This window comes from Algicella marina, assembly GCF_009931615.1.
Taxonomy (GTDB): Bacteria; Pseudomonadota; Alphaproteobacteria; order Rhodobacterales; family Rhodobacteraceae; genus Algicella; species Algicella marina.
Genome location: NZ_CP046620.1, coordinates 3,770,415 through 3,796,349 on the forward strand (window position 1 = coordinate 3,770,415; position 25,935 = coordinate 3,796,349).

32 protein-coding genes are annotated in these 25,935 nt (G+C 64.5%); 18 read left to right on the top strand and 14 right to left on the bottom strand.

All coding sequences use genetic code 11. From position 1 onward, the window contains the following. Positions 1-104 precede the first annotated feature (104 nt). From GO499_RS18450 to GO499_RS18460, 3 genes are all read left to right on the top strand, one after another. The gene (locus tag GO499_RS18450) at positions 105-320 is read left to right on the top strand and encodes a putative signal transducing protein (RefSeq protein ID WP_161863565.1); all 216 of its coding nucleotides are present in this window, start codon (positions 105-107) and stop codon (positions 318-320) included. Beyond that, positions 301-1,065, top strand: a complete 765-nt coding sequence (locus GO499_RS18455) for a tRNA1(Val) (adenine(37)-N6)-methyltransferase (protein ID WP_161863566.1) — start codon at positions 301-303, stop codon at positions 1,063-1,065. The genes GO499_RS18450 and GO499_RS18455 overlap by 20 nt, the downstream gene beginning before the upstream one ends. 117 nt (positions 1,066-1,182) lie before the next feature. Then, entirely contained in the window at positions 1,183-1,353 is a 171-nt protein-coding gene (locus tag GO499_RS18460) for a YdcH family protein (protein WP_161863567.1), read from the top strand. A gap of 63 nt (positions 1,354-1,416) precedes the next feature. Here GO499_RS18460 and GO499_RS18465 read toward each other — a convergent pair whose 3' ends face one another. Continuing rightward, positions 1,417-2,172 carry a type 1 glutamine amidotransferase gene (locus GO499_RS18465; RefSeq protein ID WP_161863568.1) on the bottom strand — a complete coding sequence of 252 codons (756 nt, stop codon included), beginning with the start codon at positions 2,170-2,172 and terminating at the stop codon, positions 1,417-1,419. Between the two features lie 10 nt (positions 2,173-2,182). Further along, positions 2,183-3,124, bottom strand: coding sequence for a transcriptional regulator GcvA (gene gcvA, locus GO499_RS18470; protein ID WP_161863569.1), 942 nt, complete (start codon positions 3,122-3,124; stop codon positions 2,183-2,185). 131 nt (positions 3,125-3,255) lie between these two features. On the opposite strand from gcvA, the gene GO499_RS18475 reads away from it, so the two are divergent. Further along, the gene (locus GO499_RS18475; RefSeq protein ID WP_161863570.1) at positions 3,256-3,417 is read left to right on the top strand and encodes an RSP_7527 family protein; all 162 of its coding nucleotides are present in this window, start codon (positions 3,256-3,258) and stop codon (positions 3,415-3,417) included. A gap of 48 nt (positions 3,418-3,465) precedes the next feature. Here GO499_RS18475 and phbB read toward each other — a convergent pair whose 3' ends face one another. From phbB to GO499_RS18495, 4 genes are all read right to left on the bottom strand, one after another. After that, on the bottom strand, positions 3,466-4,188 hold the full coding sequence (gene phbB, locus GO499_RS18480; RefSeq protein WP_161863571.1) for an acetoacetyl-CoA reductase: 723 nt from the start codon (positions 4,186-4,188) through the stop codon (positions 3,466-3,468). Between the two features lie 75 nt (positions 4,189-4,263). Continuing rightward, positions 4,264-5,439, bottom strand: coding sequence for an acetyl-CoA C-acetyltransferase (locus tag GO499_RS18485; protein WP_161863572.1), 1,176 nt, complete (start codon positions 5,437-5,439; stop codon positions 4,264-4,266). 108 nt (positions 5,440-5,547) lie between these two features. After that, positions 5,548-6,786: an alpha/beta hydrolase gene (locus GO499_RS18490; protein WP_161863573.1), complete on the bottom strand. Its 1,239-nt coding sequence runs from the start codon at positions 6,784-6,786 to the stop codon at positions 5,548-5,550. Next, positions 6,783-6,932 carry a hypothetical protein gene (locus GO499_RS18495; RefSeq protein ID WP_161863574.1) on the bottom strand — a complete coding sequence of 50 codons (150 nt, stop codon included), beginning with the start codon at positions 6,930-6,932 and terminating at the stop codon, positions 6,783-6,785. The genes GO499_RS18490 and GO499_RS18495 overlap by 4 nt, the downstream gene beginning before the upstream one ends. Positions 6,933-7,060: 128 nt before the next feature. Here GO499_RS18495 and phaR point away from each other — a divergent pair, with 128 nt between their 5' ends. From phaR to GO499_RS18550, 11 genes are all read left to right on the top strand, one after another. Continuing rightward, a complete protein-coding gene (phaR, locus tag GO499_RS18500) occupies positions 7,061-7,660 on the top strand; it encodes a polyhydroxyalkanoate synthesis repressor PhaR (protein WP_161863575.1) in 600 nt (199 codons plus the stop codon). A 174-nt stretch (positions 7,661-7,834) separates the two neighbouring features. Continuing rightward, the gene (locus GO499_RS18505) at positions 7,835-9,835 is read left to right on the top strand and encodes a TonB-dependent receptor domain-containing protein (protein ID WP_161863576.1); all 2,001 of its coding nucleotides are present in this window, start codon (positions 7,835-7,837) and stop codon (positions 9,833-9,835) included. A gap of 24 nt (positions 9,836-9,859) precedes the next feature. Then, the gene (locus GO499_RS18510; protein ID WP_161863577.1) at positions 9,860-10,927 is read left to right on the top strand and encodes a hemin-degrading factor; all 1,068 of its coding nucleotides are present in this window, start codon (positions 9,860-9,862) and stop codon (positions 10,925-10,927) included. Next, positions 10,924-11,772 carry a heme/hemin ABC transporter substrate-binding protein gene (locus tag GO499_RS18515; RefSeq protein ID WP_161863578.1) on the top strand — a complete coding sequence of 283 codons (849 nt, stop codon included), beginning with the start codon at positions 10,924-10,926 and terminating at the stop codon, positions 11,770-11,772. The genes GO499_RS18510 and GO499_RS18515 overlap by 4 nt, the downstream gene beginning before the upstream one ends. Then, on the top strand, positions 11,732-12,832 hold the full coding sequence (locus GO499_RS18520) for a FecCD family ABC transporter permease (RefSeq protein WP_161863579.1): 1,101 nt from the start codon (positions 11,732-11,734) through the stop codon (positions 12,830-12,832). Before GO499_RS18515 ends, GO499_RS18520 begins: the two co-directional genes overlap by 41 nt. Next, positions 12,825-13,628 carry an ATP-binding cassette domain-containing protein gene (locus GO499_RS18525; protein WP_161863580.1) on the top strand — a complete coding sequence of 268 codons (804 nt, stop codon included), beginning with the start codon at positions 12,825-12,827 and terminating at the stop codon, positions 13,626-13,628. Before GO499_RS18520 ends, GO499_RS18525 begins: the two co-directional genes overlap by 8 nt. Next, entirely contained in the window at positions 13,625-13,936 is a 312-nt protein-coding gene (gene hmuQ / locus GO499_RS18530) for a heme-degrading protein HmuQ (RefSeq protein WP_161863581.1), read from the top strand. The genes GO499_RS18525 and hmuQ overlap by 4 nt, the downstream gene beginning before the upstream one ends. A 1-nt stretch (position 13,937) precedes the next feature. Continuing rightward, on the top strand, positions 13,938-14,609 hold the full coding sequence (locus GO499_RS18535) for a MotA/TolQ/ExbB proton channel family protein (RefSeq protein ID WP_161863582.1): 672 nt from the start codon (positions 13,938-13,940) through the stop codon (positions 14,607-14,609). Positions 14,610-14,613: 4 nt separating this feature from the next. Beyond that, on the top strand, positions 14,614-14,991 hold the full coding sequence (locus GO499_RS18540; RefSeq protein WP_161863583.1) for an ExbD/TolR family protein: 378 nt from the start codon (positions 14,614-14,616) through the stop codon (positions 14,989-14,991). Next, complete coding sequence (locus GO499_RS18545) at positions 14,988-15,374, top strand: ExbD/TolR family protein (protein WP_284154810.1); 387 nt, start codon at positions 14,988-14,990, stop codon at positions 15,372-15,374. Before GO499_RS18540 ends, GO499_RS18545 begins: the two co-directional genes overlap by 4 nt. Further along, a complete protein-coding gene (locus GO499_RS18550) occupies positions 15,374-16,387 on the top strand; it encodes a TonB family protein (protein WP_161863584.1) in 1,014 nt (337 codons plus the stop codon). The genes GO499_RS18545 and GO499_RS18550 overlap by 1 nt, the downstream gene beginning before the upstream one ends. A 191-nt stretch (positions 16,388-16,578) precedes the next feature. On the opposite strand, the gene GO499_RS18555 is transcribed toward GO499_RS18550, so the two are convergent. From GO499_RS18555 to GO499_RS18565, 3 genes are all read right to left on the bottom strand, one after another. Next, a complete protein-coding gene (locus GO499_RS18555) occupies positions 16,579-17,439 on the bottom strand; it encodes an EAL domain-containing protein (protein WP_161863585.1) in 861 nt (286 codons plus the stop codon). Positions 17,440-17,763: 324 nt separating this feature from the next. Then, positions 17,764-18,360, bottom strand: coding sequence for a DUF922 domain-containing protein (locus GO499_RS18560; RefSeq protein WP_161863586.1), 597 nt, complete (start codon positions 18,358-18,360; stop codon positions 17,764-17,766). A gap of 74 nt (positions 18,361-18,434) precedes the next feature. Continuing rightward, positions 18,435-19,007, bottom strand: a complete 573-nt coding sequence (locus GO499_RS18565; protein ID WP_161863587.1) for a TlpA family protein disulfide reductase — start codon at positions 19,005-19,007, stop codon at positions 18,435-18,437. Positions 19,008-19,031: 24 nt separating this feature from the next. On the opposite strand from GO499_RS18565, the gene argH reads away from it, so the two are divergent. Both argH and GO499_RS18575 read left to right on the top strand, forming a co-directional pair. Then, positions 19,032-20,414 carry an argininosuccinate lyase gene (gene argH, locus GO499_RS18570; RefSeq protein WP_161863588.1) on the top strand — a complete coding sequence of 461 codons (1,383 nt, stop codon included), beginning with the start codon at positions 19,032-19,034 and terminating at the stop codon, positions 20,412-20,414. Between the two features lie 151 nt (positions 20,415-20,565). Then, positions 20,566-21,060, top strand: a complete 495-nt coding sequence (locus GO499_RS18575) for a P-loop nucleotide/nucleoside kinase family protein (protein ID WP_161863589.1) — start codon at positions 20,566-20,568, stop codon at positions 21,058-21,060. A gap of 6 nt (positions 21,061-21,066) precedes the next feature. Here GO499_RS18575 and GO499_RS18580 read toward each other — a convergent pair whose 3' ends face one another. The 3 genes from GO499_RS18580 to GO499_RS18590 form a co-directional block, all read right to left on the bottom strand. Beyond that, positions 21,067-21,624: a helix-turn-helix transcriptional regulator gene (locus GO499_RS18580; RefSeq protein WP_161863590.1), complete on the bottom strand. Its 558-nt coding sequence runs from the start codon at positions 21,622-21,624 to the stop codon at positions 21,067-21,069. Positions 21,625-21,644: 20 nt separating this feature from the next. After that, on the bottom strand, positions 21,645-22,160 hold the full coding sequence (locus GO499_RS19810) for a hypothetical protein (RefSeq protein WP_284154811.1): 516 nt from the start codon (positions 22,158-22,160) through the stop codon (positions 21,645-21,647). Between the two features lie 94 nt (positions 22,161-22,254). After that, positions 22,255-22,680: a PepSY domain-containing protein gene (locus GO499_RS18590; RefSeq protein WP_161863591.1), complete on the bottom strand. Its 426-nt coding sequence runs from the start codon at positions 22,678-22,680 to the stop codon at positions 22,255-22,257. Positions 22,681-22,931: 251 nt separating this feature from the next. Between GO499_RS18590 and GO499_RS18595 the strand changes: the two genes are divergently transcribed. After that, a complete protein-coding gene (locus tag GO499_RS18595; protein WP_161863592.1) occupies positions 22,932-24,092 on the top strand; it encodes a mechanosensitive ion channel family protein in 1,161 nt (386 codons plus the stop codon). Between the two features lie 74 nt (positions 24,093-24,166). Here the strand turns inward: GO499_RS18595 and GO499_RS18600 are convergent, their stop codons facing one another. Further along, on the bottom strand, positions 24,167-25,021 hold the full coding sequence (locus tag GO499_RS18600) for a DUF4394 domain-containing protein (RefSeq protein WP_161863593.1): 855 nt from the start codon (positions 25,019-25,021) through the stop codon (positions 24,167-24,169). Positions 25,022-25,314: 293 nt separating this feature from the next. Then, positions 25,315-25,926, bottom strand: a complete 612-nt coding sequence (locus tag GO499_RS18605) for a LysE family translocator (RefSeq protein ID WP_284154812.1) — start codon at positions 25,924-25,926, stop codon at positions 25,315-25,317. Between the last annotated feature and the right edge of the window lie 9 nt (positions 25,927-25,935).

Sequence of the window (25,935 nt, forward strand, 5' to 3'; positions counted from 1 at the left end):
AGCAGTGCCTGCAATCTCTCGAACGGTCCGATCTTGCTCACTGGCTGCCTCTTGCCTGTTCTTTGTCACTCGACGCGCCAACTGGGCGCGGATAGGCTGCCGAAATGAAGGAAATCCTCCGCACAAACGACCCCACGGTCATCGCGTTCGCAACAGCCCTGCTGCGTGCCGAGGGTATAGAATGCTTTGTCATGGACGTCCATATGAGCGCGCTAGAAGGCTCCATCGGCATATTGCCGCGCCGCATGCTTGTCCGCACCGGAGAGCTGTTCCGCGCCTCCGCAATCCTGCGCGACAACGATGTCGAACTCTCCGCCTGATCAGCTGACGGAGGACGCCTTTCTTGGCGGCCGCCTGCGAATCCTGCAGCCGCGAACCGGTTACCGTGCCGCCACCGATCCGGTGTTGCTGGCGGCTGCGCTGGACGCGCGCGCCGGCCAGCACGTCCTTGATCTCGGCTGCGGCGTCGGCACCGCGGCGCTGGCCGCGCTCTCGCGCATCGCGGGTCTGGCTGCCACCGGCGTCGAACTCCAGCACGAATACGCCACGCTTGCCCGCCGCAATGCCGAGATGAACGCCTTGGCCCTGCACGTAGCGACCGCCGATATCCGTGCCCTGCCGTCCGCGCTCGTCCAGCGCAGTTTCGACCATGTGCTTATCAATCCGCCGTTCTATGCTGCCGAAACCGCCACCGCACCACAAGATGAAGGCCGCGACACGGCTCATCGCGAGGGTGAGGCCACCCTTGCCGATTTCCTCGATTGCGGTCTCCGCCGCCTCGCCCCCGGCGGCAGCATCACCGTAATTCACCGCACCGAACGCCTCGCCGATATCCTCGCCGGTCTCTCTTCGCGCACCGGTGGCATTCGCATCAAGCCGCTGGCCGCGCGGGAGGGCAGGGCGGCGGGGCGGGTGCTTGTATCCGCCCGCAAGGGCGCCCGCGCACCGCTGACGCTGCTTGCTCCGCTGGTGATTCACGAGGGTGCGGCCCACGGCAGCGATGGTGCGAGTTATTCACAGGCGGTGGAGGCAATTCTCCGCCACGGCAAGTCCCTGATTTGGTGACACAAACATCCGGAGCCTGCCCTCTTCTCGCCGTTAAGCATCAGTTAAGGTGACACTGGCACGGTTTTGTGATGCACTGATTGTGCTGAAGAGAGTGAAACTGAAGGAGGTCTATTGATGACAATGAGTTCCCACCTCACCGAACTCCAGAAAAAGCACCAGACGCTTTCCCTCAAGATCGAGGAAGAATTGCGCAGCCCCGCGGCCGACGATCTTGCCGTCGCCACACTCAAACGCCAGAAATTGTATTTGAAAGACGAGATTGCGCGCCTGTCGTCGCAACTCTGAGCTTATCCCGTAAATTCCAGCCACGGCCCGCTGCCAGCGGGCCGAACCAGCCACAAGGCTACCTCAGGCTGCGCCTGCGGCCGGTGCCTTGCGGCGGGCATGCGCTTCCCTGAAGAAGCGAACCATCACCTTTGCCCACGCGGCATTGTCAACCTCCGTGCCCAGCCGTTCGCGGGCCGCGGCGACAATCTCGTCTGGCACGATGCCCTCCAGCCGCACATTGATCAGCCCTTCCACGAACCCGGCGGAGAACTCCGGATGCGGCTGCACGGAAATGGCATCCGGTGCATCAAGGTCACCATATGCCAGCGCTGCGTTCTCGCAAAAGGCCGAGCGAGCTATCACCCGCGCATCCGGCGGTACTACCGTAACCTGATCTTGGTGCACGGCATGGCCTTTCCATCCCGTCGCCAGGTCGTCCATCCATGCCGGCCGCGCCACAGGTTCGTATTCATGCACGCCGAGTCCCCAGCCCTTGTCCGATTTTTCCGCCTTGCCGCCCAGCGCATCGGCCAAGATCTGGTGGCCGAAGCATACACCCACCACCGGGATCTTCGCAGCCACCGCCTGCCGCATCAGTGCCTTCAGGGGCTCGATCCACGGCAGGTCGTCATAGACACCGTGGCGCGACCCTGTCACCAGCCAGCCATCGGCCTCCGTCGCGTTTGCGGGCATTTCCCCGCCAACGACATCGACAGCGAAGAACTCCAATTCCGCATCAACGGCGCCCAGCATCGCGGCGAACAGATCAGGGTATTCGCCAAATTCGGCGGCCAGTTTCTCGTTGACGTTGCCCGTTTTCAGAATGCCAATGCGCATGTCCGTCTCCTCAGCGAATGCTGGCCGCCGGTACGAAATCCAGCCCTTCCGCCAGCGGCTTGTCCTTGGCCACCTCGCCGTGAATCCATTCGCGGAACTGGCGGATGGCGGGGCGGGTTTCCTGGCCCTTAGGGCAGACAAGACGGAACATGGCGTCGGTTGTCAATGCCAGCCGGAACGGCGCCACCAGTGCGCCCGTCCGCAGCAGGTTGAGCGAGATCGAACTGCGCCCCAGCACCACGCCCGCCCCCTCCAGCGCCAGGTCCAGCGCATGGTCCGCTTGGCTGAAACGCGGTCCCTTCAGCACTCCGTGCGCCACACCCGCCGCCTTCAGCCAACGCTCCCAGTTCGGCACCACCGGCAGGAAGCGCAGGCTGTCGTCATGGATCAGTGTCTCCTTCATGAGGTCCGCCGGTTCCTTTACCCGTTCGGCGACATCCGGGCGCATCATCGGTGTCAGGAAACCGTCGTAAAGCGGCTCGGAAAACAGATCCTCGTCCTGGCCCAGCCCATACCGGATGGAAATGTCCACCTCCTCGCGGTCGAAATCCATCATCCGCAGTGTCGCCACGAATCGCAGTTCGATCTCCGGATGGGCGGCGGCGAAATTGTAGAGCCTTGGCGCCAGCCACTTCGCCGTAAAGGCCGGCCCCGCTGTAACCACCAATGTCGAACTGTCCTGCAACCGGCGCGCCCCGCGCCAGCCACGCCGCAGCGCCTCGAACCCTTCGGTCGCGTCCGGAAGCAAGACCCGCCCCGCCTCCGTCAACTCCACCGCCCGGTTCAGCCGCCGGAACAACGGCGCGCCCAGATGTTCCTCCAGGTTCTTGATCTGGAAGCTCAGCGCTGCCGGTGTCACCGCCAGTTCATCTGCCGCTCTGGCGAAGCTCAGATGCCGCGCCGCCGCCTCGAAGGCACGCAGGGCATTCAGAGGTGGCAGGCGGTCGGGCATCGCATTCACTTAAGATAAACTGAACTGAAACTGCAGAAACTCTCGTTTGTAGGTCAATGCAGAAAGCATCATATTCCTACCAGACAGATTAACACCAGACAAACAGAACTTGTTTGAAAAGGAGTTTCCCGATGGAAAACCCGCACATTCCACACCCCTCGACCCATGACATCCGCCGCGCCATCGACCGTGCCCATCAGGAGCGTGCGGATGCGCTCCGCCATGGGTTCAGGGCATTCGCCCGGTTATTCTCTCGTCGCGCAGATCTGGCCCACGCGATCCCTGCAGAATGAAGAAGGGCCGGCGCACCTGCCGGCCCTTGCACCTGAAATCGCTATGGCTCACACGAAGAACTGCGCTCCGTTCGCAGAAATCGTGGAGCCATTGATGAAGCCCGCGTCGTCGGAGGCGAGGAAGGCCACGCAGCGCGCAATCTCCTCCGGCTCGCCCAGCCGACCAGCCGGAATTTGGCCGATGATGCTCTCGCGCACCTTCTCGGGCACCGCCATCACCATCTCCGTCGCGATATAGCCCGGGCAGATGGCATTCGCCGTGATGCCCGCCCGCGCGCCTTCCTGCGCGAGGCTCTTCACGATGCCGAGGTCGCCCGCCTTGGTGGCGGCATAGTTTACCTGCGCGAACTGGCCCTTCTGGCCGTTGATCGAGGAAATCACGATGACGCGGCCGAACTTCCGCTCCCGCATACCGGGCCAGACCGGATGCACGGTGTTGAATACGCCTGTCAGGTTGGTGTCGATCACCGCGTTCCACTGTTCCGGTGTCATCTTGTGAAATGGCGCGTCCTTGGTGATCCCGGCATTCGCCACGACAACTTCGATCGGGCCGAGATCCGCCTCCACCTGGTCGATCCCGGCTTTTGAAGCTTCGTAATCTGCCACATTCCACTTGTAGGTCTTGATCCCGGTCTCGTCCGAAAATGCCTTCGCGGCCTCGTCATTGCCGGCGTAGCTTGCCGCAACGCTGTAGCCCGCATCCTTCAATGCTCTGGATATGGCCGCGCCGATGCCGCGCGATCCGCCAGTTACGAGTGCAACCCGTCCCATTGTCTGATCTCCCTAGGTTAGTCTTTTTAAGTTTAGGCAGGGTGCATGATCTGCACCCTGATCTGCATCACGACTTCAGTCGCGTTCAACGCACAGTGCAACACCCATGCCGCCACCGATACACAGCGTGGCGAGGCCTTTCTTGGCATCGCGGCGCTGCATTTCGAACAAAAGCGTGTTCAGCACCCGGCAGCCGCTGGCGCCAATCGGGTGGCCGATGGCGATGGCGCCGCCGTTCACGTTCACCTTCGCCGGGTCCCAGCCCATGTCCTTGTTGACTGCGCAGGCCTGGGCCGCGAAGGCCTCGTTGGCTTCGATCAGGTCGAGATCCTCGACCTTCCAGCCCGCCTTTTCCAGCGCCTTGCGGCTGGCATAGATCGGACCGACGCCCATGATCGAAGGGTCGAGCCCGGCCGTGGCGTAGGAGGCGATGCGGGCGAGCGGCTGGATGCCCCGCTTCTCCGCATTTTCCGCGCTCATCAGCAGCGTCGCCGCCGCGCCGTCGTTCAGGCCGGAGGCATTGGCCGCTGTTACCGTGCCGTCCTTTGAGAAGGCGGGGCGGAGCTTCTGCATCGCTTCCATCGTGGCACCATGGCGGATGTATTCGTCATCCTCGACCACAACGTCGCCCTTGCGGGTCTTGACCGTGAACGGCGCGATCTCGTCCTTGAACTTGCCGGCCTTCTGCGCAGCCTCCGCCTTGTTCTGGCTGGCAACAGCGAATTCGTCCTGCGCCTCGCGGCTGATCTGCCATTTCTCCGCAACGTTCTCGGCGGTCGTACCCATGTGGTAATCGTTGAATGCGTCCCAGAGCCCATCCTTGATCATCGTGTCGGTGAAGCTCATGTCGCCCATCTTCTTGCCGTTGCGCAGGTTCGCGGCATGGGGGGCGAGACTCATGTTCTCCTGCCCGCCGGCAATGACGATATCGGCGTCACCCAGCATCACATGCTGCGCGCCCAGTGCCACCGCCCGCAGGCCGGAACCGCACACCTGGTTGATGCCCCAGGCGGCCGATTCCTTCGGCAATCCGGCAAGTATATGCGCCTGCCGCGCCGGGTTCTGGCCCTGTCCGGCAGTCAGCACCTGCCCGAGAATGGTCTCGGAGACCTCCTCGGCGGCCACGCCGGCACGTTCCAGTACCGCTCCGATCACCGATGCGCCCAATTCGTGGGCCGGCGTATTGCCGAATGCGCCTCCGAAGCTGCCAACAGCCGTTCGCGCTGCCGATGCGATCACAATGTTCGTCATGTCGTCCCCCGATATGTTCTAAGGCGGAAAGGTCCCGATATCTCTGGCGGCAGACTGGCCGGGGAGGGGGCCGCCTTCCCATGTCACAGATCGCCGCACTCCTTCAGACTATGGTAGCGCCGAAAGAAATGCCACTACCGGATCGACAACTTCCCGTCGTGAATTGCGGCTGACCACCATGCCGACATGCCCAAGCCCGGTTTCCAGCGTCAGCGGTGCGGGCAGGCGGCGGGTCAGCGGACGGGTGGTGGCAGACGTGGCAATGTGGTCGCGGAGGCCCGTCACCACCATGGCCGGGCAGTGAATTTCTTCGGGTCTTGCCGCCCGCCCGAGGCAGTGCCAGTCGCCCCGATCGAGGGCGTCCGCGATTTGCCAGCGGACCAGCAGATCGCGGGTCGCCGGGCCGCTCATCGCCCTTCCGTCGGCCAGCCAGTCCTCCAGTGCAACAAACCGCTCCGCCGCTTTTCCGTCCTGCGGCATGGCGGCAAACGCCCGGAACTTGCGGGCCGCCTGCATCGGGTCGACAAGTGCAAACAGGTGCTGGAAGGTTGCAGCGGGCACCAGCCCGAACGCCGCTGTCAGCCCGTCGATGATCCGGTCGAGCTTTGCCGCTCCCATCTGCCGCGCCCCCAGCCGGATTTCCGCCGCCAGCCCGGTGCCACCGGCGAAGGACCAAGGTGCGCCGATTGTCACAAGTCCGGGCGCGCCCGGCATCGTCGCGGCCAGCGCTGCCACCAGCGACCCGCCCATGCAGTAACCCAAAAGCGGCGGACGCCGCCCGCTCCAGCCTTCGAGGAACATCCACGCCGGCAGCAGCCGTCCGGCGATATACTGGCCGAGATCCAGCCCCGCCTCCGCCCGCTCGGGTGCGCCCCAGTCCAGCAACACCGGCCGCAGTCCTTTGGCCGACAGTGCAGCAAGGAAACTGGCGTTTGGTGTCAGGTCGAGGATATCGGCCGAATTGATCAGCGAGGGCACAACCAGCACCACCGGCCCTGCGCCGCCATAGTCCAACAGCCGGGTGGATCCGGCTTGCCACAGCACGGGCCGTACCGTTTCCGGACGCTGGTAGGGGTGCTGCTGCCAGGCCCGGATGCCTTCCTCCGCTTGCCGAAGCCGCGCCAGTGCGGCCTCCGCCACGGCCAACGGCGCAGGTGCCTGCGACGGAGGCGTGATGTCGGGGTGCCACGGAAACGCCTCTTCCGCGGCCGCGGGCGCCCCGGCCACCGCCGCCTGATAGGATGTGATGGCTGCGCACAAATGAAAGATCAGTGGCGCAGGATGGCCGCGCCGATGGGGCTTGCCCGCAACTTCTGGCAGCCGCTCCACCATGTCCGTCACGGTCATTTGTGCTCCGCCGCCGGGCGGAACACCGGCCCCTTGGTACAGGCCAGCCGCTGGCTCTCTTCCCAAAGGTCGAGATAGGCCTCTGCCGTCTTCCGTTCCGCATCGCTGTCCGGCCGTCCGGCCGGGGCATCGCCGTCCTTGCTCATCTGTACCCCTCCGGCCCCGGCCCATAGCATGGCACCCATCGTTCGCGTACGCAAAATTGATGTTGCGGTGCCATAGAGTCCCGGCAATACTGCGCCCAATGGTCGCGTTGCAGGGAGGTAATTGCGGTATGGCTCGGGCGAAACAGGAAGAAGGTGACGAGATCGTCATCAAGAAATATGCCAACCGCCGTCTCTACAACACCAAGAAATCAAGTTACGTGACTCTCGAAGACCTCGCGCAGATGGTTCGCGATGGCGATGATTTCATCGTTCGCGATGCCAAGTCAGGCGAAGACATTACCCGCAGTGTCCTCACCCAGATCATCTTCGAGGAGGAAGCCAAGGGCCAGACGATGCTGCCCGCCAACTTCCTGCGCCAACTGATCCGCCTCTACGGCGATACGCTACAGGGCGTCGTGCCGGGCTATCTCGAGGCGTCGATGGAAAGCTTTTCCCGAAATCAGGAGCAGATCCGCGAACAGATGGCCCGCACCTTCGGTGCCGCACCGGCAATGAACAATCTGGAGGCGATGACACGCGCCAACATGGAAATCTACCAGAATGCGATCCGCATGTTCTCACCCTTCACCGCCACCGGAACGGGCCCCGGACCCGAAGGCGCGGAAAAGCCGGCGAAACCCGAGGAAAGCACCACGGAGCTCGACGAACTGAAGTCCCAGCTCACCAAGATGCAGGATCAGCTTTCCAGGCTCGTGAAGGATACCTGAGCCGCGCCGCAGCTCTCACCTGCACATACATAAAGCAACCTTTTCACTTGGATTCAGCACTGTACAGTAATTCTTGACAAATTAGATCAGGAAACCTAGAACCGGCCCGAAATAGCCACCCGACCCTCGTCAGGCAGCGAATCCACGCTTGCAAGATTGGAAGAGGGTTTCCCCGTGAAGTATGTAGCGTTTGCAGTGGCGGTTGGCTCCGCCGTAGGGCCGGTTTCAGGTCTGGCCCAAGAAGTCTATGACATTGACGACATCGTCGTTTCAGCTGGGGAAGCCAAGGTAGCGAGCGAGACGCCGCAATCCGTTTCCGTTGTCGATCAGGAGGAACTCGACGCCGCCCAGCCGACAACCATCGGCGATGCGCTGACGGACCTGCCGGGCGTAAAAGCCATCGGCTCCGATCGTGTTCTCGGCGAGGGCTTCAACATCCGCGGCTTCGGTTCGGACCTCGCGGGCGGCGAAAACCGCCTGATCGTCCAGGTAGACGGTGCGACCAAGTTCTTCCAGCAGTACCGCATGGGATCGCTCTTCACCGATCCGGAACTCTACAAACGGGTCGAGGTTTTGCGCGGCCCCGCCTCTTCCACCCTTTACGGCTCCGGCGCTCTCGCCGGCGTGGTGACGCTGGAGACGAAGGACGCATCCGACTTCCTGGAGGAAGGGGATAATTTCGCCGTACGGCAGAAACTCGAATACACCTCCAACGGCCAGGGCGGGCTCTCCAGCACCGTCCTCGCCTTCCGCCCGACCAGCAACTTCGAACTGCTTGGCGCACTTGTCTACCGTGCCAACGACGATTTCGAAGACGGCGATGGCGTCGAGGTTCCCGGCTCCGCCTTTCAGGCCCCGTCCGGTCTCGTCAAGGCCCGCCTCCGTTTCGGCGAAAGCAGCGAACACAGCGTCTTTGCGTCCTATCAGCACTGGACGACACAGGAGGACGGCGCCCGCTACGAACAGACGTCCACGGGCAGCGATGTCTTCGGCCTCATCGACCGCGAGGTGACTGACCAGACGGCGACCGTCGGCTACACCTACACGCCACTGGACAATCCGTGGATCGATTTCAGTGCCACCTACTCCTATTCCAACACCAAGAACGTGCAGGAAAACGCCACGGCGCTTATCCCCAGCGTTCTGTTCGAGGACAGCACCTACTACTACCGCACCCATCAGCTCAAACTGGAAAACACATCCAGCATCGCCTTCGCGGGCATGTCCGAAGGCTACCTGACCTTCGGGGCGCAGGTCAGCCAGCAGACACGCTTCGCAGAGGCCGAAAGCGGGGAAGTCGGCTTCCAGCCCGGTGGCAAGGACACCAAGATCGCAGGATACGTGCAGGGTGAATTCACCTTCGGCGACCGCTTCACCATCATTCCCGGTGTCCGCATCGAACATGCGACACTCGAACCCGACGACCTGAACAGCGTCTTCTCCGAAAGCGTTTCCAACACCGCCATCTCGCCCAAGCTGGCCGCGCTCTTCGAGGTGACGGATAACATCAACGTCTTCGGCTCCATCGCCTACACTGAGCGTCTGCCGGTGCTCGATGAACTCTACGATACCGGCAGCGGCTCGATCGCACTGGAACCGGAACAGTCGATCAACTACGAGCTCGGCGCATCCTTCACCGCCAATGACATGCTGCAACGCGGCGACGCGCTGACGGTAAAGGGCACGCTCTTCCACAACAACGTCGACAACCTCATCGACCGCGCCTCGACCGCAACGCCCTACGAGAACATCGGCGAGGCCCGGATTCAGGGCTTCGAACTCGAAGGCGCCTACCAGTCCGAACGGTTCTTCGGCAACCTTGCCTACACCATCATTCGTGGCGATGACCTGACAACCGACGAACCGATGACATCAATCCCCGCGGATGAAGTCGTTCTCGCCCTCGGCACCCGTCTTCCGGCCTACAACCTCGAATTCGGCTGGCAGGGCACCTTCGCGTGGGAGCAGGACCGCCTGCCTACCGGCGACGACCCCACCCCGGGCTACGGCATCAACGATGTCTATCTCGCCTGGCGGCCCGATACCGGCGTGCTGGCCGGGGCCGAAATGCGGTTCGGCGTCGATAACATCTTCGACAAGGCCTACCAGGAGCATCTCTCCGGCGATCCCGCCAAGGGCCGCACCTACAAGGTCACTCTTTCCAAGACCTTCTGACCCACGTCATAGCAGGAGAAGCCAATGCTGGATCACCCCGATGTCACCGCCCTCTATGACCGCTACCTTTCCCTGGCGGCTGACGGCGGCACCCCCCGCGCCCGCGATGCCGCCGAACAGCTCGGCGTCAGCGAGGCGGAACTGGTCGAAGCCAAGGGAACGGCGGGTCTCTCTCGCGCCCTCCGCCCGCACGAGGAACGGGGGTTCGCCCCGCTCCTCGAACAGATGCCGGAAATGGGCGAGGTCATGGTTCTCACCCGCAACCAGAGCTGCGTTCACGAACGCCACGGCACCTTTGGTAACGTCCGCATCGGTGAAAAGATGGGGCTGGTGCTGAACAAGTCCGTCGACCTGCGCATCTTCATCAACCATTGGGCCAGCGGTTTCGCGGTGGAGGAGGACGTCAAATCCGGCAAGCGCCTCTCACTCCAGTTCTTCGATCCGCAAGGCACGGCCATCCACAAGATCTACGCCACCGCCAAGACCGACCGCCCCGCCTTCGAGGCGCTGATCGAGGCATGGGTAGATCGCAACCCTCAGAAACTCGTCCCCCTGCCGCCGGAGCCGCCGAAGGCGGATCGGCCGGACAGCGAGATCGACGTGCCGGCCCTGCGCCGCGATTGGCAGGCGATGACCGACACCCACCAGTTCTTCGGCATGCTCCGCCGTCACAAGACAGGCCGCCTTCAGGCCCTGCGGCTGGCGGGCGACGATCTCTCCCATCGCGTCGCGGCCGATGCCGCTGCCCGCATGCTGGACATGGCCGCCGCCGATGCCGTACCGATCATGGTCTTTGTCGCCAACAAGGGCTGCATCCAGATCCATTCCGGCCCCGTCAGCACCATCAAGACAATGGGCCCGTGGCTCAACGTGCTGGACCCCGAGTTCAACCTCCACCTCCGCACCGACCACATCGCCGAGAGTCGCATCGTCCGCAAGCCGACGAAGGACGGCATCGTCACTTCGCTCGAACTCTTCGATAGCGAAGGCGGCGTCATCTGCACCTTCTTTGGCGAACGCCACGAAGGCGAGGGCGAATTGGCCGGTTGGCGCGATGTCCTCGCCCGGCTGGAACGGGAGGTCGCGGCATGAGGCTGGCACTGCTTTTCACCTGTCTCGCCTCCGCCGCTCTGGCACAACCCTACGAGCGGATCGTGACCGCAGGTGGTGACCTCACCGAGGTCGTCACCGCCCTCGGCGCCGCCGACAGCATCGTCGGCATCGACAGCACCTCCACCTATCCTGCCGAAATCACCGACCTTCCCGACATCGGCTACGTCCGCGCTCTCTCCGCCGAAGGTGTGCTCACGCTCCGGCCCGATCTTCTGATCGGCGCTTACGACACCGGCCCCGAGGCCGTCCTCGGCCAGTTGCAGGCTGCCGGTGTGCAGGTCGAAATCGCCCCCGGCGGCGAAGATGCACAGAGCGTCCCGGCCAAGATCCGCTTCGTCGGCGATCTGCTCGGCAAGTCCCGGGAGGCCACGGCCCTCATCGCGGCCTATGAGGCCGACATGGCCGAACTCGCCACCGCCCTTCAGGGCGTGGAGGACCGCCCCCGCGTGCTCTTCATCCTGTCGATGCAGAACGGCGCACCGCTTGTCGGCGGTGCCCTTACCGCCGCCGACAAGATCATCGCTCTTGCTGGCGGCGTGAATGTCGCCACAGGCTTCGACGGCTACAAACCCATGAACCGCGAAGCCATCCTCGCTGCCGCCCCCGATGTCATCCTGATGATGAACGGCCACGCCGACAGGCTCGGCGGTGTCGATGAAGTGCTGGCTCTTCCCGAAATCGCCCTGACCCCGGCCGGGCAGAACCGCCGTGCCATCACGATGGACGGCATGCTCCTGCTCGGCTTCGGCCCGCGCACCCCGCTGGCGGCGCGGGAACTTGCACGTGCGCTCCATCCCGAAGACGCCGCCGCGCTGGGTCAATGACGTGGCACTGGCCGAGAGAATAACCGACGGCCCCCGCATCGGCGCGAAGCCACTGCTCCTCTGTGGCCTGCTTGCCGCCGCGCTCGCAGCGGCCGTGGCGGAGCTTGTTCTCGGCCCCGTCGCCGTCCCGCTTGCCGAGCTTCAGGCGTGGCTGGCAGGTCGGGCAGATGCCGGAACTGCCGCCATCCTCGGCCAGATCCGCGCGCCACGGATGGTGCTGGCGCTCCTCGTCGGCACCGGCCTTGCGCTGGCCGGCACCACCCTTCAGGGCATCCTTCGCAACCCGCTGGCCGATCCCGGTCTCATCGGCGTCACCGCCGGGGCCTCGCTCGGTGCCGTGACCGTCATCGTTCTCGGCGGCGCGTTTTTCGCCGGAGTGCCGACGTTCCTGCGTCCCTACCTTCTGCCCTGCGGCGCCTTCCTTGGCGCCGCCACCGTCACCGGCTTCGTCTTCCTTGTCTCCCGGCGCGGCGGCCAGACCTCCGTCGCCACCCTCATCCTCGCCGGTGTCGCCATCAACGCGGTCTGTTTCGCCGGTGTAGGTGCCCTCACCTACATCTCGGACGACCAGCAGCTGCGCAATCTCACCTTCTGGCAAATGGGGTCGCTCGGCGGTGCCAGCTGGCCGGTCGTCCTCGTCACCGCTCCGGTTATCACCGTGTCCGCCTACCTTCTCCACCGCCTCGCCACGCCGCTTGACCTCTTCCAACTCGGCGAACGCGCGGCCTTCCATTCCGGCGTTGATACCGAACGTGTGAAGCTGAAGGCCGGGCTCCTTACTGCGCTTGCCGTCGGCTCCGCCACCGCCGCCGCCGGGCCGATCGGCTTTATCGGCCTCGTCGCCCCACACATGGCCCGGCTGGTCCTTGGCGCACAGCACCACTGGGTTCTGCCCGGCGCGGCCCTGCTGGGCACCGCCCTGCTTCTCGCCGCCGATCTCGTCGTCCGCCTCGCAGTACCCCCGGCGGAGCCGCCCATCGGCCTCGCCACTGCTCTCATTGGCGGCCCGTTCTTCCTCTGGCTGCTCCTCACGCGCCTGCGGGGGCTCACCCATGTATGAGGTCGCGGGCGTAACCCTGGGCCACGGTGGCCCCCCGGTCGTCTCCGGTCTCGACCTGACATTCGAATCCGGTGCGGTAACCGCGCTCTGCGGCCCCAACGGCGCGGGCAAATCGACTTTGCTCGCCGCGCTCGCCGGCGACCTTGCCCCACGCACCGGCGTAATCCGCCTCGCCGGCCATCCCGTCGCCGGCCACTCGCCCGCCGCCCTCGCCCGGATGCGCGCAGTGCTGGAGCAATCCCCCGGCCTCGCCGCCGACTTCGATGTCACCACTCTTGCCGGTCTGTCCGTACCGCGCGAAGTTCCGCCCGCCGCCGCCGCCCGGCTGGTGCGACAGGTGTTGGTGGATCTCAATCTCTCCGCTCTCGCCACAGCGTCCGTGCTCACGCTGTCCGGAGGGCAGCGCCATCGCGCACATCTTGCCCGCGCCATTGCCCAGCTTCGCGCAGGGCGCAGCCTCGGCGGCGGCAAGGCATTGCTGCTCGACGAACCCACCGCCAGCCTCGACATCACCCACCAGGTCACGGTGATGGAAGCGGCCCGTCAGGCCGCAGCCGAAGGCGCCGCCGTCATCGTCGTCCTGCACGATCTCAACCTTGCCGCAGCCTTCGCTGACCGCATCGTCATTTTGCACCAGGGCGGCGTCGCTGCCGATGGGCCCGCCGCCACCGCCCTGCGTTCGGAGACGCTTTCCCGCGTCTACCAGTCCGCCATCGACGTCACCCATCACACCGGCCGGACACTTGTCGTGCCCGTCTATGCCAGCCAACCAACCCTTCAGGAGGCACGCCAATGACCTATATCGCCATGAACCGTTTCCAGGTGCTGCCCGACCAGACCGAAGCTTTCGAACAGGTCTGGGCCAGCCGCGATTCCCAACTCGCGCAGGTTCCGGGGTTCGTTTCCTTTCGCCTGTTGCGCGGCCCGGCGGCGGACGATCACGTGCTCTATGCGTCTCACACCGTTTGGGAAAACGAACAGGTCTTCACCGACTGGACGAAGTCGGAGGCGTTCCGAAAGGCGCACGCAGGGGCAGGGCAGGGGCCGCGCCTCACCACCGGCCACCCCCGTTTCGAAGGCTTCGCCACCGTGCTGGAGGCATGAGATGGACCAGATCGGCTTCGACCCGTCCGCACTGACGGACCGCATGACAGGCCTGCTCGACAAGGGCGGAGCCACCATCTGGCTGATCGCCGGGCTGTCCGTGCTGACACTGGCGCTCATCCTCTGGAAGGCATGGCGGCTTTCCGTCCTCGGCGCGTGGTCGCGCAACCGTGCGGAAACCGCCGTGCAGGCATGGGTTGCGGGCAACCGCCGCGCCGCGCAGGAGCGACTGATCGGCCGTCGCGCCGCCCGCGCCCGCCTGTCCTCCGCCGCCATGAGCGCCGTCGAGAGTCTGCCGCCACCATCCGCGCGCGAGGAAACCACACGCGTCGCCAAGGGCATACTTGCCGAAGCCGGGCGCGGCCTGCGCGCTCTCGAACTCATTGCCACCATCGCACCGCTGCTCGGCCTGCTCGGCACCGTCCTCGGCATGATTGCCGCCTTCCAGACATTGCAGGAGGCCGGAAGCCGCGCCGATCCCTCTGCCCTCGCAGGCGGCATCTGGGAGGCCCTACTGACGACCGCCGCCGGCATGGCCGTCGCCATTCCCGCCTCCGCAGCGCTGACATGGTTCGAAAGCGTCATCGACACCCTGCGGCTGGATATGGAAGATGCCGCCACCCGCATCTTCACCCATGCCAACCCCGTCGATCTGAAACTCGCTGCCGAGTAGCGCCATGTTCGATCTCGCCGAACAGCGCCTCCGCCGCAGGCCCAGCCTGACGCCGATGATCGACGTCGTCTTTCTGCTGCTCGTATTCTTCATGCTCGCCGCCCGGTTCGGTCAGGATCACGCCATCACCCTCGGTGCCGGCGGCGGGGCAGGGGATTACACCGGCCCGCCGCGTCTGATCGAGGCGACCGCCGACGGCGTGCTGCTCAACGGCATCGCCATGCCGGAAACCGCGCTCGCCAGCGCGCTGGCGCCGCTGATGCAGGCGCCCTCGGATGTACTCGTTCTCCGCAGTCGCGACGGCGCCACCACCCAGCGCGTGGTCGATATCCTGATGTTGCTGGACGACGCCGGCTTCACCGCCGTCGCGCTGGTCGAATGATGGACTTCGCCCAACCTCCCCGCCGCCCGCGCGCCGAGAGCATCGTGCCGATGATCAACGTCGTGTTCCTGCTGCTCATCTTCTTTCTGATGACCGCCCGGATCGCTCCGCCGGAACCGTTCGAGGTCTCGCCGCCGGAAACCCGTGCAGCCGAAGCCGCCGACGGCACCCTCATCCTGTATGTCGGCGCCGACGGGCAGGTGGGCTATAGTTCCCTCACCGGCGAACCTGCGCTGGAGGCCCTGATCGAGGAAACCGCCGAAGGCCCGCTGATCCTCCGCGCCGATGCCGCCCTGCCGGGGCCGGAACTGGCCCGCCTTCTCGCCCGCCTTCGCTCTGCAGGTATTGGCCACATTGATCTCCTTGTACAGGCGGGCGGCTGATGCGCCTGCTCGAGTCGGCCCTGTTTCTCGGACTTGCCGCGATGCTCCACATCGCCGTACTCGGCTTCGCTCGGCCGGATGGGGAGCAGGCGGCCGGCGCGGGCGGCGATGCCAGCATAACTCTCACCGGCTCCACCGGCAGTCTCGCCGCCATGGTCGAGGAATGGACGACACCGCCCGAGGCCGAGGTCAAGGCAGTTCCACCGACTGCGCCGGATACACCGGAGGCAGCGCCGCGGGCACCCGCCGCGCAAGAGGCGCCGTCGACACCAGCGGTCCCGGTGAAGACAACCACGACATCGACCGCCGCACCGCTGCCCAGCCGGCTGCCGGATGCACTGCCCCTGCCTGCCCCGCCACAGGTCGAGCCGGCAGAAATGCAGCCGCCGCCAAGCACCACCGCCGCCCGGGCTCCGGCCGTGGCGCAGGCACCGCAACGCCAGCCGTCGCCAACAGCGCCACCGGCGCCGCAGCCGGATATCCAGCCTCAGGCGCAGGCACCCGCGCCGCCGCCTGCTTCCGAACAGGCGCCGCGCAAGGCCGAACGCCCGGCGGCGCGGCCCAAAACACTGGCAAACGCCGCGCCTGCGGTACCCCGGCGGCAGCCGTCAACCGCCAGTGCCGCCCAGCCCCGCACACAGGCGAAGGGCCAAGGCGGCGGGCAGGCCGCTGGCACCAATGGTTCGGCCGCCCGCTCCTCACCCGATGCCGGCAATACCGCCTCGCTCATGGCGCAATGGGGCGGCCAGATTCAGCGCGCCGCCCAGCGGAATCTCGTCTACCCGCGCAAGGCCCGCAACGCCGGTATGACCGGCCGAGCCATCGTCCGCGTCAAGCTTGGCACCAGCGGCCAGATCCTCGCCCGCTCGATCGTGCAAAGCTCCGGCAACGCCCTGCTGGACCGCGCGGCGCTTGAAACTCTCGCCCGCGTCGGTCGGTTTCCCGGCGCGCCGCAGGGTATCAGTTCCGGCAGTCATGATTTTCGCATCCCGGTTGTCTTCCGCGGCCGGTGAAGGTTTCGCGACGCATGTCCCGCTGCGGCACGATACGATTGCCCGCCCAACGGTCTGGACATGCGCAGGCCGAAATCGTCATCATCGGGTCGCAGAAACAGCGAAGAGAGGCAGGCGGCGTTGTCGTGGAGCGGCCTGTGGCGGACACCCCCGCCAATCGGCATCGCCCCCACCGCTGGTCTGCCGCTCTCTCAGGCGTGCCGCTGTTCCTGGCCCTTCCCGGTGCCGGTCTGGCCCATCTCCTTCGAAAGGGATACCGACAATCCGAAACATGCACCTTGCAGGCAGTCGACGCCAAGTCGTGCTGCCATTTCGGCATCCGCCTCCCTGCTGATGAATTCCGCAACGGTGACGAGATCATGATGGCGGGCAATGTCGACGATGGCCGCAACCATGCATTGCAGGCCGTCATCGTCTGCCAGCCCCCGGCAAAGGCTGCCGTCGATCTTCAGAAAGTCGAAGCGGAAGACACGCAGGTCCCGCAGGCTGGTGGCACCCGCGCCGAAGTCATCCAGCGCCAGGCTGACGCCCCGCTGCGCCAGAAAGCCGAGGAAATCCACCGCTTGTGGGTTGTTTGTCAGCGAAGTCTCCTCGCTGACCTCGACGATCAGCCGAAAGCCGAGTTCCGGCCGCAGGGCAACGGCATGGCGCAGAATGCCGCGCCAGCCCTCATCGCAAATGGTTTCGGGATGGATATTGACAGACAGGCGCAGCGCCGGGTCAAACTCAAGTTCCGCCAGCACGCGCCGCAGTACCGCCCGGTCCATCTCTGCCGCCAGTCCGGTTCCGACGATCGCCTGCAAAAACGCCCCCGGCGGCACTTCCGTACCGCTCTCCGTCGTCAGTCGCACAAGCGCTTCGTGAAACGCCACCCGCCTGTTCGCGCGGCTGGAAACAACCGGTTGATAGGCCAGCCGAACCCTGCCGTCCCGCAACGCGTGTCGCACGAAGGCGCAGACCTCGGTGTCCATTTTTCCGGAGACTTGCGCCATCTGCGGCAGACAGCTGGCGACGGGCTTCCATCTTTCCTTGCGGCGGTTCGGCGTTTCCATTGTTACGACTTTCCTGGACAAGAATTCCTGTTCTCGAGCCTTGGGGAATACGGTTAAGCGTTCGTAAATCTTTCCCTTTTGTTCTAAATTTGTTCCTATTCACCATATATGGGTGAACACGCACAGCCGCACCTCAATACCTGCGCATCCCGGCTCCCGCTTATCGGCAAGCCGCCGCGCAGACCTCCCCCAAAACTGCGGGGGTGGTGCGAATCAAGTGGCTGTTTTGGGCAGCGGCGGGTCGCGCCAGGGGCAATCCATGGACGTCGCCCGGCGCAGCGCCGGGCGGTCTTCTGCATCGCGAACAGTTCGGCAAGAAACGTGTCAGGCCTCGGGTGTGGTCAGCCGCACCCCTGATTTGGCACCGTTCTCGGTGCTTTCGTCCATCGCCGCCGATTTCTCCCGGTACTTGGCGATTACTGCCTCGATGCCGCCTTCCTCCTCGGTGGTGCAGTTGAGGCTTCGCACCTCGGTGGCCGCTTCCCGCCCGATGGCGACATGTTCCTGCTGATAGGCCTCCAGCGCCGTCAGCATCTCCTCCCAGACGATCATGTCCTCGTCCGTGAACGCGGACTTGCCGATGAGTTTGGGCATGGAAATCGTAGCGGAGAGCGATACCGTGCAGGGTTCCAGCCCGTAACTGACGTTCCAGATCCCCTGTCCGGCCAGCGCGTCCGGCCCCTTGGCCCGCATCGCTTCCTCAAGACCTTCCAGTGTACTGCCCTGTACGAGATAATAGCTGGTGCCGACGCTCTCATCCACCGGCGGCAGTTCGGCGACTGTCTTGGCAAGTTCCTCTGCAGCCACCTCCGGATCGACCACCTCCGGTTCCGGCGGCGGTTCGGGAATGGAAATCTGAGCCAGCGCCATGCCAGCGGGAAAGGCGAGCGAGGCGGCCAGTAATGCGGCGCGGTAAGCCATGATGGTCAGGTCCTATCCTTCTGAATACCATCACAGTTTAGCCCGCTGGAGCGTGGCGTCAAAGAGAAAGGGCGTCAGCCGTCGGCAGCCAGCAGGCGGTCGATGATCGCCCGGGCGCTCTCGCTCTCCCAGTCGGCTCCGCCCTGAAGTCGCGCGATCTCGCGGCCGTCACGGTCGAGGATCACGGAAACCGGCAGTCCCAGCACGGAGTAGGCCCGCGCCACCTCGCCCTTCGGGTCCAGCCGTGTTGCCAGCGCACCCGTGCCGTACTCGGCGTTGAAACGCGCAATGCCTTCCGGTGAATTCCGGCCCGTGGCCAGCGCCACCACCTCGAAATCCGCGCCACCCATCGCTGTCTCCAGCGCGGCAAGCGAAGGCTTCTCCTTCCGGCACGGCGCACACCACGTGGCCCAGAAGTTGAGCACCCGCACCTTGCCGTTGGTGTCGGAAAGCTGCTCGGTCCCGCCATCCTTGCGCCCGAATCTCACATCCTTCGTGGGTTTCGGTGTGTCATGCACCACCAGCTTGCGCATCGGGCCTTCGCGCAGGGCGGTGATATCGTCCTGCAATTCCCCGGCAAGGGCATTTGCACCGAGGCTCGTGGCCACGTATAGAACCGCAATCGAAACACCTGCCAGAATTCTCACCAGAGCCTCCTTCAAGGACCAAAGATGACCGACAGCAACAAGATGTGGGGCGGACGCTTCGCCGCCGGACCGGACGCCATCATGGAGGCGATCAACGCCTCCATCGGGTTCGACCAGCGCCTCGCTGCCCAGGATATCGAAGGCAGCCGCGCCCACGCCGCGATGCTGGCGGCCTGTGACATCATCACCGATAGCGATGCGGAGGCCATCCGGGAAGGCCTGCTCACGGTGTTGTCAGAAATCGAGGCCGGAGATTTCAACTTCTCCACCGCGCTCGAGGATATTCACATGAACGTGGAGGCGCGGCTGAAGGATCTCATCGGTACGCCCGCCGGTCGCCTCCACACCGCCCGTTCCCGCAACGATCAGGTCGCGGTCGATTTCCGCCTCTGGGTGCGGGACCAGTGCGATGCCGCCATCTCCGGTATCACCGCCCTGATCGCCGCGCTGCTCGGTCAGGCGGAGCGGGGGGCCGACATGGTGATGCCCGGTTTCACCCACCTGCAATCCGCCCAGCCGGTCACATGGGGCCACCACATGATGGCCTACGTGGAGATGCTGGGGCGGGATCGCGCCCGGTTTCAGGATGCCCGCACCCGCATGAATGAAAGCCCGCTCGGTGCGGCCGCGCTGGCAGGCACCAGCTTCCCGATCGACAGGGAGATGACGGCGAAGGCGCTGGGCTTTGATCGCCCGATGGCCAATTCGCTCGACGCCGTGTCGGATCGCGATTTCGCGCTCGAATACCTCTCGTCGGCAACGATCTGCGCCATGCACCTGTCGCGTCTGGCGGAGGAACTGGTGATCTGGTCGTCCGCACAATTCCGCTTCGTCGCGCTGTCGGACCGGTTCTCGACCGGTTCCTCGATCATGCCGCAGAAGAAGAACCCCGACGCCGCTGAACTGATCCGCGCCAAGATTGGCCGCATCCTCGGTGCCCAGGTCGGACTGCTGACGGTGATGAAGGGCCTGCCGCTGACCTACTCCAAGGACATGCAGGAAGATAAGGAAAAGGTCTTTGACGCGGCGGATTCCCTGATGCTGGCTCTGGCGGCGATGGAAGGGATGATGGGGGATCTGAAGCCGAACGCAAAGGTGCTGGCAGAGGCCGCCGGCGCCGGCTTCGCCACGGCGACCGACCTCGCCGACTGGCTGGTACGCACCCTCAACCTGCCGTTCCGGGAGGCGCACCACGTCACCGGGGCGCTGGTAAAAAAGGCTGAGGACAAGGATGCCGACCTCGCGGACCTGTCGCTGGCGGAAATGCAGGAGGTGAATGCGGACATCACGCAGGATGTTTTCTCCGTCCTTACCCCGCAGGCCTCCGTCGCCAGCCGCACCAGCTACGGCGGCACCGCGCCGGGTCAGGTCCACACCCAGATCGCCCGCTGGCGGGCCAAGCTGTGATCCGCGCGCTTGTCCTCTGCACCCTGCTTGCCGGCTGCGGTATCAAGGGTGATCCCCTGCCGGTGACGCGGGCAGATGGGCCGCCGCCCGCGGCCTTGTCCGCTCACTGACTGTTTCCGATGCGATCCCCGCTCCAAGTCTGATACCGACGATGCCGACCGAACCGACCCTTCACATGCTGTGTGGCAAGCCCGCGTCCGGCAAATCGACGCTGGCCGGGCGGCTGGCCGATGCGCCGCGAACGGTATGCATCGCCGAGGATGCTTGGCTCGCCACACTGTTTGGCGACGAGATGAGTACGCTGTCCGATTACGTGCGCTGCTCTGCGAAGCTTCGCGAGATCATGGCGCCCCATGTCGCCACGTTGCTGGGGCAGGGCCTGAGCGTGGTTCTGGACTTCCCGGCCAACACGATCGAGACGCGGGAATGGATGCGCGGCATTCTCGACCGCACGCATGCCGCGCATGTGCTGCATGTACTCGACCTTCCTGATGAGAGCTGCCTGGAGCGGTTGCGGGCACGCAACGCTGCGGGAGAGCACCCCTTCGCGGCGACTGAAGCGCAATTCCGGAGGCTTTCGGCGCACTACAGGCCACCGTCTGCCGATGAAGGGTTCAACGTGAGGGTTTACACGGACACCGCGTAATGCGGTTCAGACGTTGCTGGCCGCCCTGAGCGTGGTTTCCGGCTCTGCCGGCTCTTGCGGCGCCGCTCCCGGCGCCGCCATCAGATCCTCTATGAACAGCGAGATGAGTTGCGCGCGGCCATGGACCCCGGCCTTGCGGTAGATCGCTGTGCATTGTGCCTTCACGGTGCCTTCGCGGGTTTCGCGCAAGGCCGCGATCTCGCCGTTGCTGAAACCCTTCATCGTGAAGATGGCCACGTCACGCTCTGCCGCGGTGAGCCCCCATTCGGCAAAGCGTTCTTCCATGAGGTCGGCGAAGGCACCCGAGGCGGCGCGAAGCTGATCCTCAACCCGGCGGTTGCGGGCCAGCACCATCCGCAGCATCACGGCCCCGGCCATGACGCCGAGCAGAAGCCCGAGACCGGCTGCGAGCTGGAAGAATTCGTGCACACGCCAGGGCAGGGGCTGGGAGCCGAGCCCGACGGTGGAGGCCAGCATGTCCCACAGGAAGAAACCGGTGCAGAGCACCTGAAGGCCGAGAACGATCCACAGCAGCGCCGGCGGCAATTTCTTGTTAGCCGCCATTCTCCCGGACCTCCGGATGATCAATCATCGTCATCGTCATCGTCATCGTCATCGTCATCGTCATCGTCATCATCGTCATCATCGTCGTCATCATCATCGTCATCGTCGTGATCATCATCATCGTCGTGATCATCATCGTCATCCCCGCCACCGTAGCCGCCTCCGCCGCCCGATCCGCGGCCACGATCATCGTCGCCGCCACCACCGGGAGAAGCCAGCCGGGGAACCACGCCGCCGCGCCCCCGCTCTTCCCAGAAATCGCGCAGTACCTCGCCCGTGCTCGGCACGAACACCACTTCGCGATCGTACTGGCCCGAAGTCGCGATGATGCGGACCCGGCCGAGGAAGGTGCGCTCGACGGAGGCTATGCGGAAGCCCTGATCGCGCAGTTGGGTGACGATCTGATTCTCTGCGCTGGAACCCTGCGCGGCCGCCGTGTGGCAGGTGGCCATGATCAGGCAGGCCACAAGCACGACGCAGGAAAGCTGCCGCGCGAGGATGCGACAGATTGAATTGTGGAAACTCGGTATGTTCATGTATCGCCCATTGCCACGCTCTGGGCCGCGCGGACGGTGATCCGCACGGCCCGTTGCCGCAAGCCTAGCCTCTCAGGCCCTTGCGGTCACTCGTTCAATCGTCATCGTCATCGTCATCGTCATCGTCATCGTCATCGTCATCGTCATCGTCATCGTCATCGTCATCGTCATCGTCGTCATCATCGTCGTCGCGATCATCATCGTCGTCGTCCCGGTCGTCCCGGTCGTCCCTCCTGTCGTCGCGACGGTCGTCGTCTCGCCCGCCGCGCGGGTACGTCTCGTCTTTCAGGAGTGAACCATCGCGTGCGTCATAGACCAGTTCGCGCTCCTGCCCGCCTCGTTTGCCTTCTACTTTCACCGTCCCGTCCCGGCGGCTGATCTCGATGTTGGTGTAACCCTGGTTGCCGAGCGTGCGGACCACGGCATCGATGCTGCTCTGTGCCAGCGCCGCGCCGCCGCCGCCAAGCAAGGTGCCTGCCAGTGCCAGTGTCGCGAGTGTGGTGATCGGTCTCGTTGTCATGTCGGGTCTCCGTTCGTTGCTGCGGTCGCCGGGCGCGGCGACCTGGGCAAGCCTGAATGAACGGGCGAAGCGCGAATACTGGCGCCGGGCTTAGAGGGGCGGGCCTAAACCCGGGGGCCATGCGCATAAACGGAAGGTATACGGCGCGGTGGCGAGTCTTTTCTGCACAAAATCACGGCATTCGGCACCGGAACCGGAACCCGGTGCGCGCGGTACCGGTTGATATTGACAATCAATGAAAGAGAGGACCCATGGAACCGGACAATTCCCTGGTCGATTTCTTCGTGCGTTTGCGGGACGAAATTGCCCGCCTGCCTGATTTCGTGCTTCCGCTGGCCGGCATCCTGGCAGCCATCGTCACGGCCATCGCGCTCCACGCCTTGATCTACAGGATCGTCTTCGCCCGCATCGAAACCCGCTTCGGGCTTACGACCTCCCTCCTCAACAAGGCCCGCCGCCCCGCGCGCCTCGCCTTCGTTCTCGTGGCCCTGATCCTGACAGTCCCGCTCGTGCAACTGCCGAACGACTGGCAGGGCGGCATCCGCCACGCGGCCTCCGTGATGCTGATCACCCTGATCGGCTGGACGCTGATCGTGCTGGTCAACTATTTCGCGGAGCGGTCCACCCGCCGCTACCGCATGGACATCGACGACAACCTGATGGCCCGCAAGCACATCACCCAGATGCGCGTGCTCCGCCGTACGGCCGTCATCATCATCGGCATGGTCACGGCCGGCATCGTCCTGCTCACCTTTGAGGGCGTGCAGAAATACGGTGTGTCGCTCTTCGCCTCCGCCGGCGCCGCCGGTCTCGTCGTCGGCTTCGCCGCACGGCCGGTGCTGGCCAACCTCATCGCCGGAGTACAAATCGCCATCACCCAGCCGATCCGGCTGGGTGATGTGGTGATCGTCGAGGACGAATGGGGCTGGATCGAGGAAATCTATTCCACCTTCGTCGTCGTCCGCATCTGGGACTGGCGACGGATGGTCGTGCCACTCTCCTACTTCATCGAACAGCCCTTCCAGAACTGGACGCGGGAGAGCGCGGCCATCATCGGCACGGTAACGTGGGAGCTGGACCACACAGCCCCCATCGCCGAGATGCGCGCAAAACTGACGGAACTGCTGGAGGATCACAAACACTGGGACCGCGACGTCGCCAACCTTCAGGTCACCGAATCGCAGACCCACACCATCACCGTCCGCGCCCTGATGAGCGCCCGCACCTCGCCACGGGCCTGGGATCTGCGCTGCGACATCCGTGAAGCGATGCTGACATGGCTGAAGGACGAACACCCCCACGCCCTGCCACGCATCCGAGGCGAGATGAACATGCAGGCGGAAGTCGCCAGCAAGGGCACGCTGAAGAACGGCTCCGACACCCGCCCATCCGAACTGGCAGAGCCGGGCTGACCCCGCACGAAAAAGGGGAGCCCGCAGGCTCCCCCTTCCGACACACTGAAATACTCGTCACATACCCTGTGGCTTCACATGCCCATGGACACGGCGAAGCCGCTGAAACCACCCATGCCGAGATCGCTCAGCATCGTCGCAGAGCCCGTTTCCAGGTCGATGGCATAAAGGCCGGCCGTATCCGCGCCGTCGAGTTGCAGGATCGCGTAAGCCTGATCCTCACCCTCGGCCGGCGAAATGATGTCGAACCCGCCCCACGGCGTGATGTCGGCAGCTTCACCATCAATCGTCACCAGGCCGATGGTTTCCAGCGTGCCCTCGTTGTTGGCGAGGCTCACCAGTGCGTTGGCACGTGCGTCCAACGCGTACTGGAAAGTGCCGCCGGCCGTCTTGCCGGCAATGGCGTTGGTGTAGGCGTTGGCGAAAACCAGCGGCTCCGCGCCTTCGCTCGCATCGCCCTCGGCATAGGAAAGGCTGGTGAATCGGCGCACCGAACCGGCCTTCTCGTCACCGTCGCCAAAACCGTTCGGGAAGTAGACGAGGTTGTCACCGGCGGAGGAAACCGCCCGCACAGCGTCGATCTTGTTGTTGAAGTCGAAGGCGACGTAAGCGTCGTCTGCGATCTTGGCATCGTCCATGAACGTCGCGCCAAGGTCGGTCAGCTCACCCGTCGCGGTGTCGATGGAGTAGATCATGCCGTTGGTGAAACCCAGCAGTTCGCCGGTCACCGGCCGCCACGCAATGGCGTCGAGGCTCTGGGAAAGGTCGTAGGTCATCACGTCGCCCGGTGCCGCAATGTTGGACATTACGACCAGCGTGCCGCCGTCTTCGGCCAGCGCGTATCCGGCATTCCCGGCATGTCCGTCGGCCATCGCGCTACCGGCGAAAAGGGCAAGGGCGGATGCTGCGGTAAGTGTACGGAATTTCATGGTGTTCCTCTCGGTGTGTCTATCGCGCCGGCCACTTGCTGCGTCCGGCTTGCGGGATAAGACACGGATGCGCAGCCGATGAAGTTTCCGGAAGCCAGAAGATGTGCAGGGCGGTCACCACTTGCGGCGAGTGCAGCAAAGTCAATCTTAGATCAATTAAATCAAATGCTTGCAGGCCAATTTGGCGCACGAAAAACGCCTGCATACGTTTTCGTGATCACGGCGTGAGCATTGCATTGCGGTTGTGTTTGCCGCCGCATCGCGCCGGATTTTGAGGCTATTGCCGGCCCGATCTACCGTTCCTGCAACGCCAGACGCAGCCCGAGCGCGCAATAGATCCCGCCGACAACCTTGCCCTGCCACCTGAGTACCGTGGGGTTGCGCCGCAGGAAGTTGCCCAACCCGCCCGCTGCCAGCGAATAGACGATTGTGCTGAAAAACCCGATCAGTGCGAACACACCGCCCAGGATGGTAAGTTGCACCATCACCGCACCACGCTCCGGCGCCACGAACTGCGGCAGAAAGGCAAGGAAGAACAGGGCCGTCTTCGGATTGAGCACCTCGGCCACTATCGCATGACGGAACGCCTGCCGGGCAGAGATCGGCACCATGCCCCGCCCCGGATCCAGCGGCGTTCGCTCCAGGATGGCCCTCAGACCCAGATAGACGAGGTAGCCTGCCCCCAGATACTTGATGACCGTGAACAGCGTCGCCGAAGCAGCGATGGCCGCCGAGATTCCGACCACCGCCATGATCGTATGCAGAAAATCTCCCGCAGTAATACCGGCCCCTGTGGCGATGCCCGTTTTCGTGCCCGAAGTCGTTGCCCGCGCCACCGTCAGCAGCGTGGCCGGACCCGGAATGAACACAAAGCCCAGTACGATCAGGAAATAGGTCGTCAACACGGCTGGTTC

What these genes read in the sequence shown, in the direction of transcription:
- GO499_RS18450 (WP_161863565.1), top strand. Translation starts at nt 105, where the DNA reads ATGAAGGAAATCCTCCGCACAAACGACCCCACGGTCATCGCGTTCGCA.
- GO499_RS18455 (WP_161863566.1), top strand. Translation starts at nt 301, where the DNA reads ATGTCGAACTCTCCGCCTGATCAGCTGACGGAGGACGCCTTTCTTGGC.
- GO499_RS18460 (WP_161863567.1), top strand. Translation starts at nt 1,183, where the DNA reads ATGACAATGAGTTCCCACCTCACCGAACTCCAGAAAAAGCACCAGACG.
- GO499_RS18465 (WP_161863568.1), bottom strand. Translation starts at nt 2,172, where the DNA reads ATGCGCATTGGCATTCTGAAAACGGGCAACGTCAACGAGAAACTGGCC.
- gcvA (WP_161863569.1), bottom strand. Translation starts at nt 3,124, where the DNA reads ATGCCCGACCGCCTGCCACCTCTGAATGCCCTGCGTGCCTTCGAGGCG.
- GO499_RS18475 (WP_161863570.1), top strand. Translation starts at nt 3,256, where the DNA reads ATGGAAAACCCGCACATTCCACACCCCTCGACCCATGACATCCGCCGC.
- phbB (WP_161863571.1), bottom strand. Translation starts at nt 4,188, where the DNA reads ATGGGACGGGTTGCACTCGTAACTGGCGGATCGCGCGGCATCGGCGCG.
- GO499_RS18485 (WP_161863572.1), bottom strand. Translation starts at nt 5,439, where the DNA reads ATGACGAACATTGTGATCGCATCGGCAGCGCGAACGGCTGTTGGCAGC.
- GO499_RS18490 (WP_161863573.1), bottom strand. Translation starts at nt 6,786, where the DNA reads ATGACCGTGACGGACATGGTGGAGCGGCTGCCAGAAGTTGCGGGCAAG.
- GO499_RS18495 (WP_161863574.1), bottom strand. Translation starts at nt 6,932, where the DNA reads ATGAGCAAGGACGGCGATGCCCCGGCCGGACGGCCGGACAGCGATGCG.
- phaR (WP_161863575.1), top strand. Translation starts at nt 7,061, where the DNA reads ATGGCTCGGGCGAAACAGGAAGAAGGTGACGAGATCGTCATCAAGAAA.
- GO499_RS18510 (WP_161863577.1), top strand. Translation starts at nt 9,860, where the DNA reads ATGCTGGATCACCCCGATGTCACCGCCCTCTATGACCGCTACCTTTCC.
- GO499_RS18515 (WP_161863578.1), top strand. Translation starts at nt 10,924, where the DNA reads ATGAGGCTGGCACTGCTTTTCACCTGTCTCGCCTCCGCCGCTCTGGCA.
- GO499_RS18525 (WP_161863580.1), top strand. Translation starts at nt 12,825, where the DNA reads ATGTATGAGGTCGCGGGCGTAACCCTGGGCCACGGTGGCCCCCCGGTC.
- hmuQ (WP_161863581.1), top strand. Translation starts at nt 13,625, where the DNA reads ATGACCTATATCGCCATGAACCGTTTCCAGGTGCTGCCCGACCAGACC.
- GO499_RS18535 (WP_161863582.1), top strand. Translation starts at nt 13,938, where the DNA reads ATGGACCAGATCGGCTTCGACCCGTCCGCACTGACGGACCGCATGACA.
- GO499_RS18540 (WP_161863583.1), top strand. Translation starts at nt 14,614, where the DNA reads ATGTTCGATCTCGCCGAACAGCGCCTCCGCCGCAGGCCCAGCCTGACG.
- GO499_RS18545 (WP_284154810.1), top strand. Translation starts at nt 14,988, where the DNA reads ATGATGGACTTCGCCCAACCTCCCCGCCGCCCGCGCGCCGAGAGCATC.
- GO499_RS18550 (WP_161863584.1), top strand. Translation starts at nt 15,374, where the DNA reads ATGCGCCTGCTCGAGTCGGCCCTGTTTCTCGGACTTGCCGCGATGCTC.
- GO499_RS18555 (WP_161863585.1), bottom strand. Translation starts at nt 17,439, where the DNA reads ATGGAAACGCCGAACCGCCGCAAGGAAAGATGGAAGCCCGTCGCCAGC.
- GO499_RS18560 (WP_161863586.1), bottom strand. Translation starts at nt 18,360, where the DNA reads ATGGCTTACCGCGCCGCATTACTGGCCGCCTCGCTCGCCTTTCCCGCT.
- argH (WP_161863588.1), top strand. Translation starts at nt 19,032, where the DNA reads ATGACCGACAGCAACAAGATGTGGGGCGGACGCTTCGCCGCCGGACCG.
- GO499_RS18575 (WP_161863589.1), top strand. Translation starts at nt 20,566, where the DNA reads ATGCCGACCGAACCGACCCTTCACATGCTGTGTGGCAAGCCCGCGTCC.
- GO499_RS18580 (WP_161863590.1), bottom strand. Translation starts at nt 21,624, where the DNA reads ATGGCGGCTAACAAGAAATTGCCGCCGGCGCTGCTGTGGATCGTTCTC.
- GO499_RS19810 (WP_284154811.1), bottom strand. Translation starts at nt 22,160, where the DNA reads ATGAACATACCGAGTTTCCACAATTCAATCTGTCGCATCCTCGCGCGG.
- GO499_RS18590 (WP_161863591.1), bottom strand. Translation starts at nt 22,680, where the DNA reads ATGACAACGAGACCGATCACCACACTCGCGACACTGGCACTGGCAGGC.
- GO499_RS18595 (WP_161863592.1), top strand. Translation starts at nt 22,932, where the DNA reads ATGGAACCGGACAATTCCCTGGTCGATTTCTTCGTGCGTTTGCGGGAC.
- GO499_RS18600 (WP_161863593.1), bottom strand. Translation starts at nt 25,021, where the DNA reads ATGAAATTCCGTACACTTACCGCAGCATCCGCCCTTGCCCTTTTCGCC.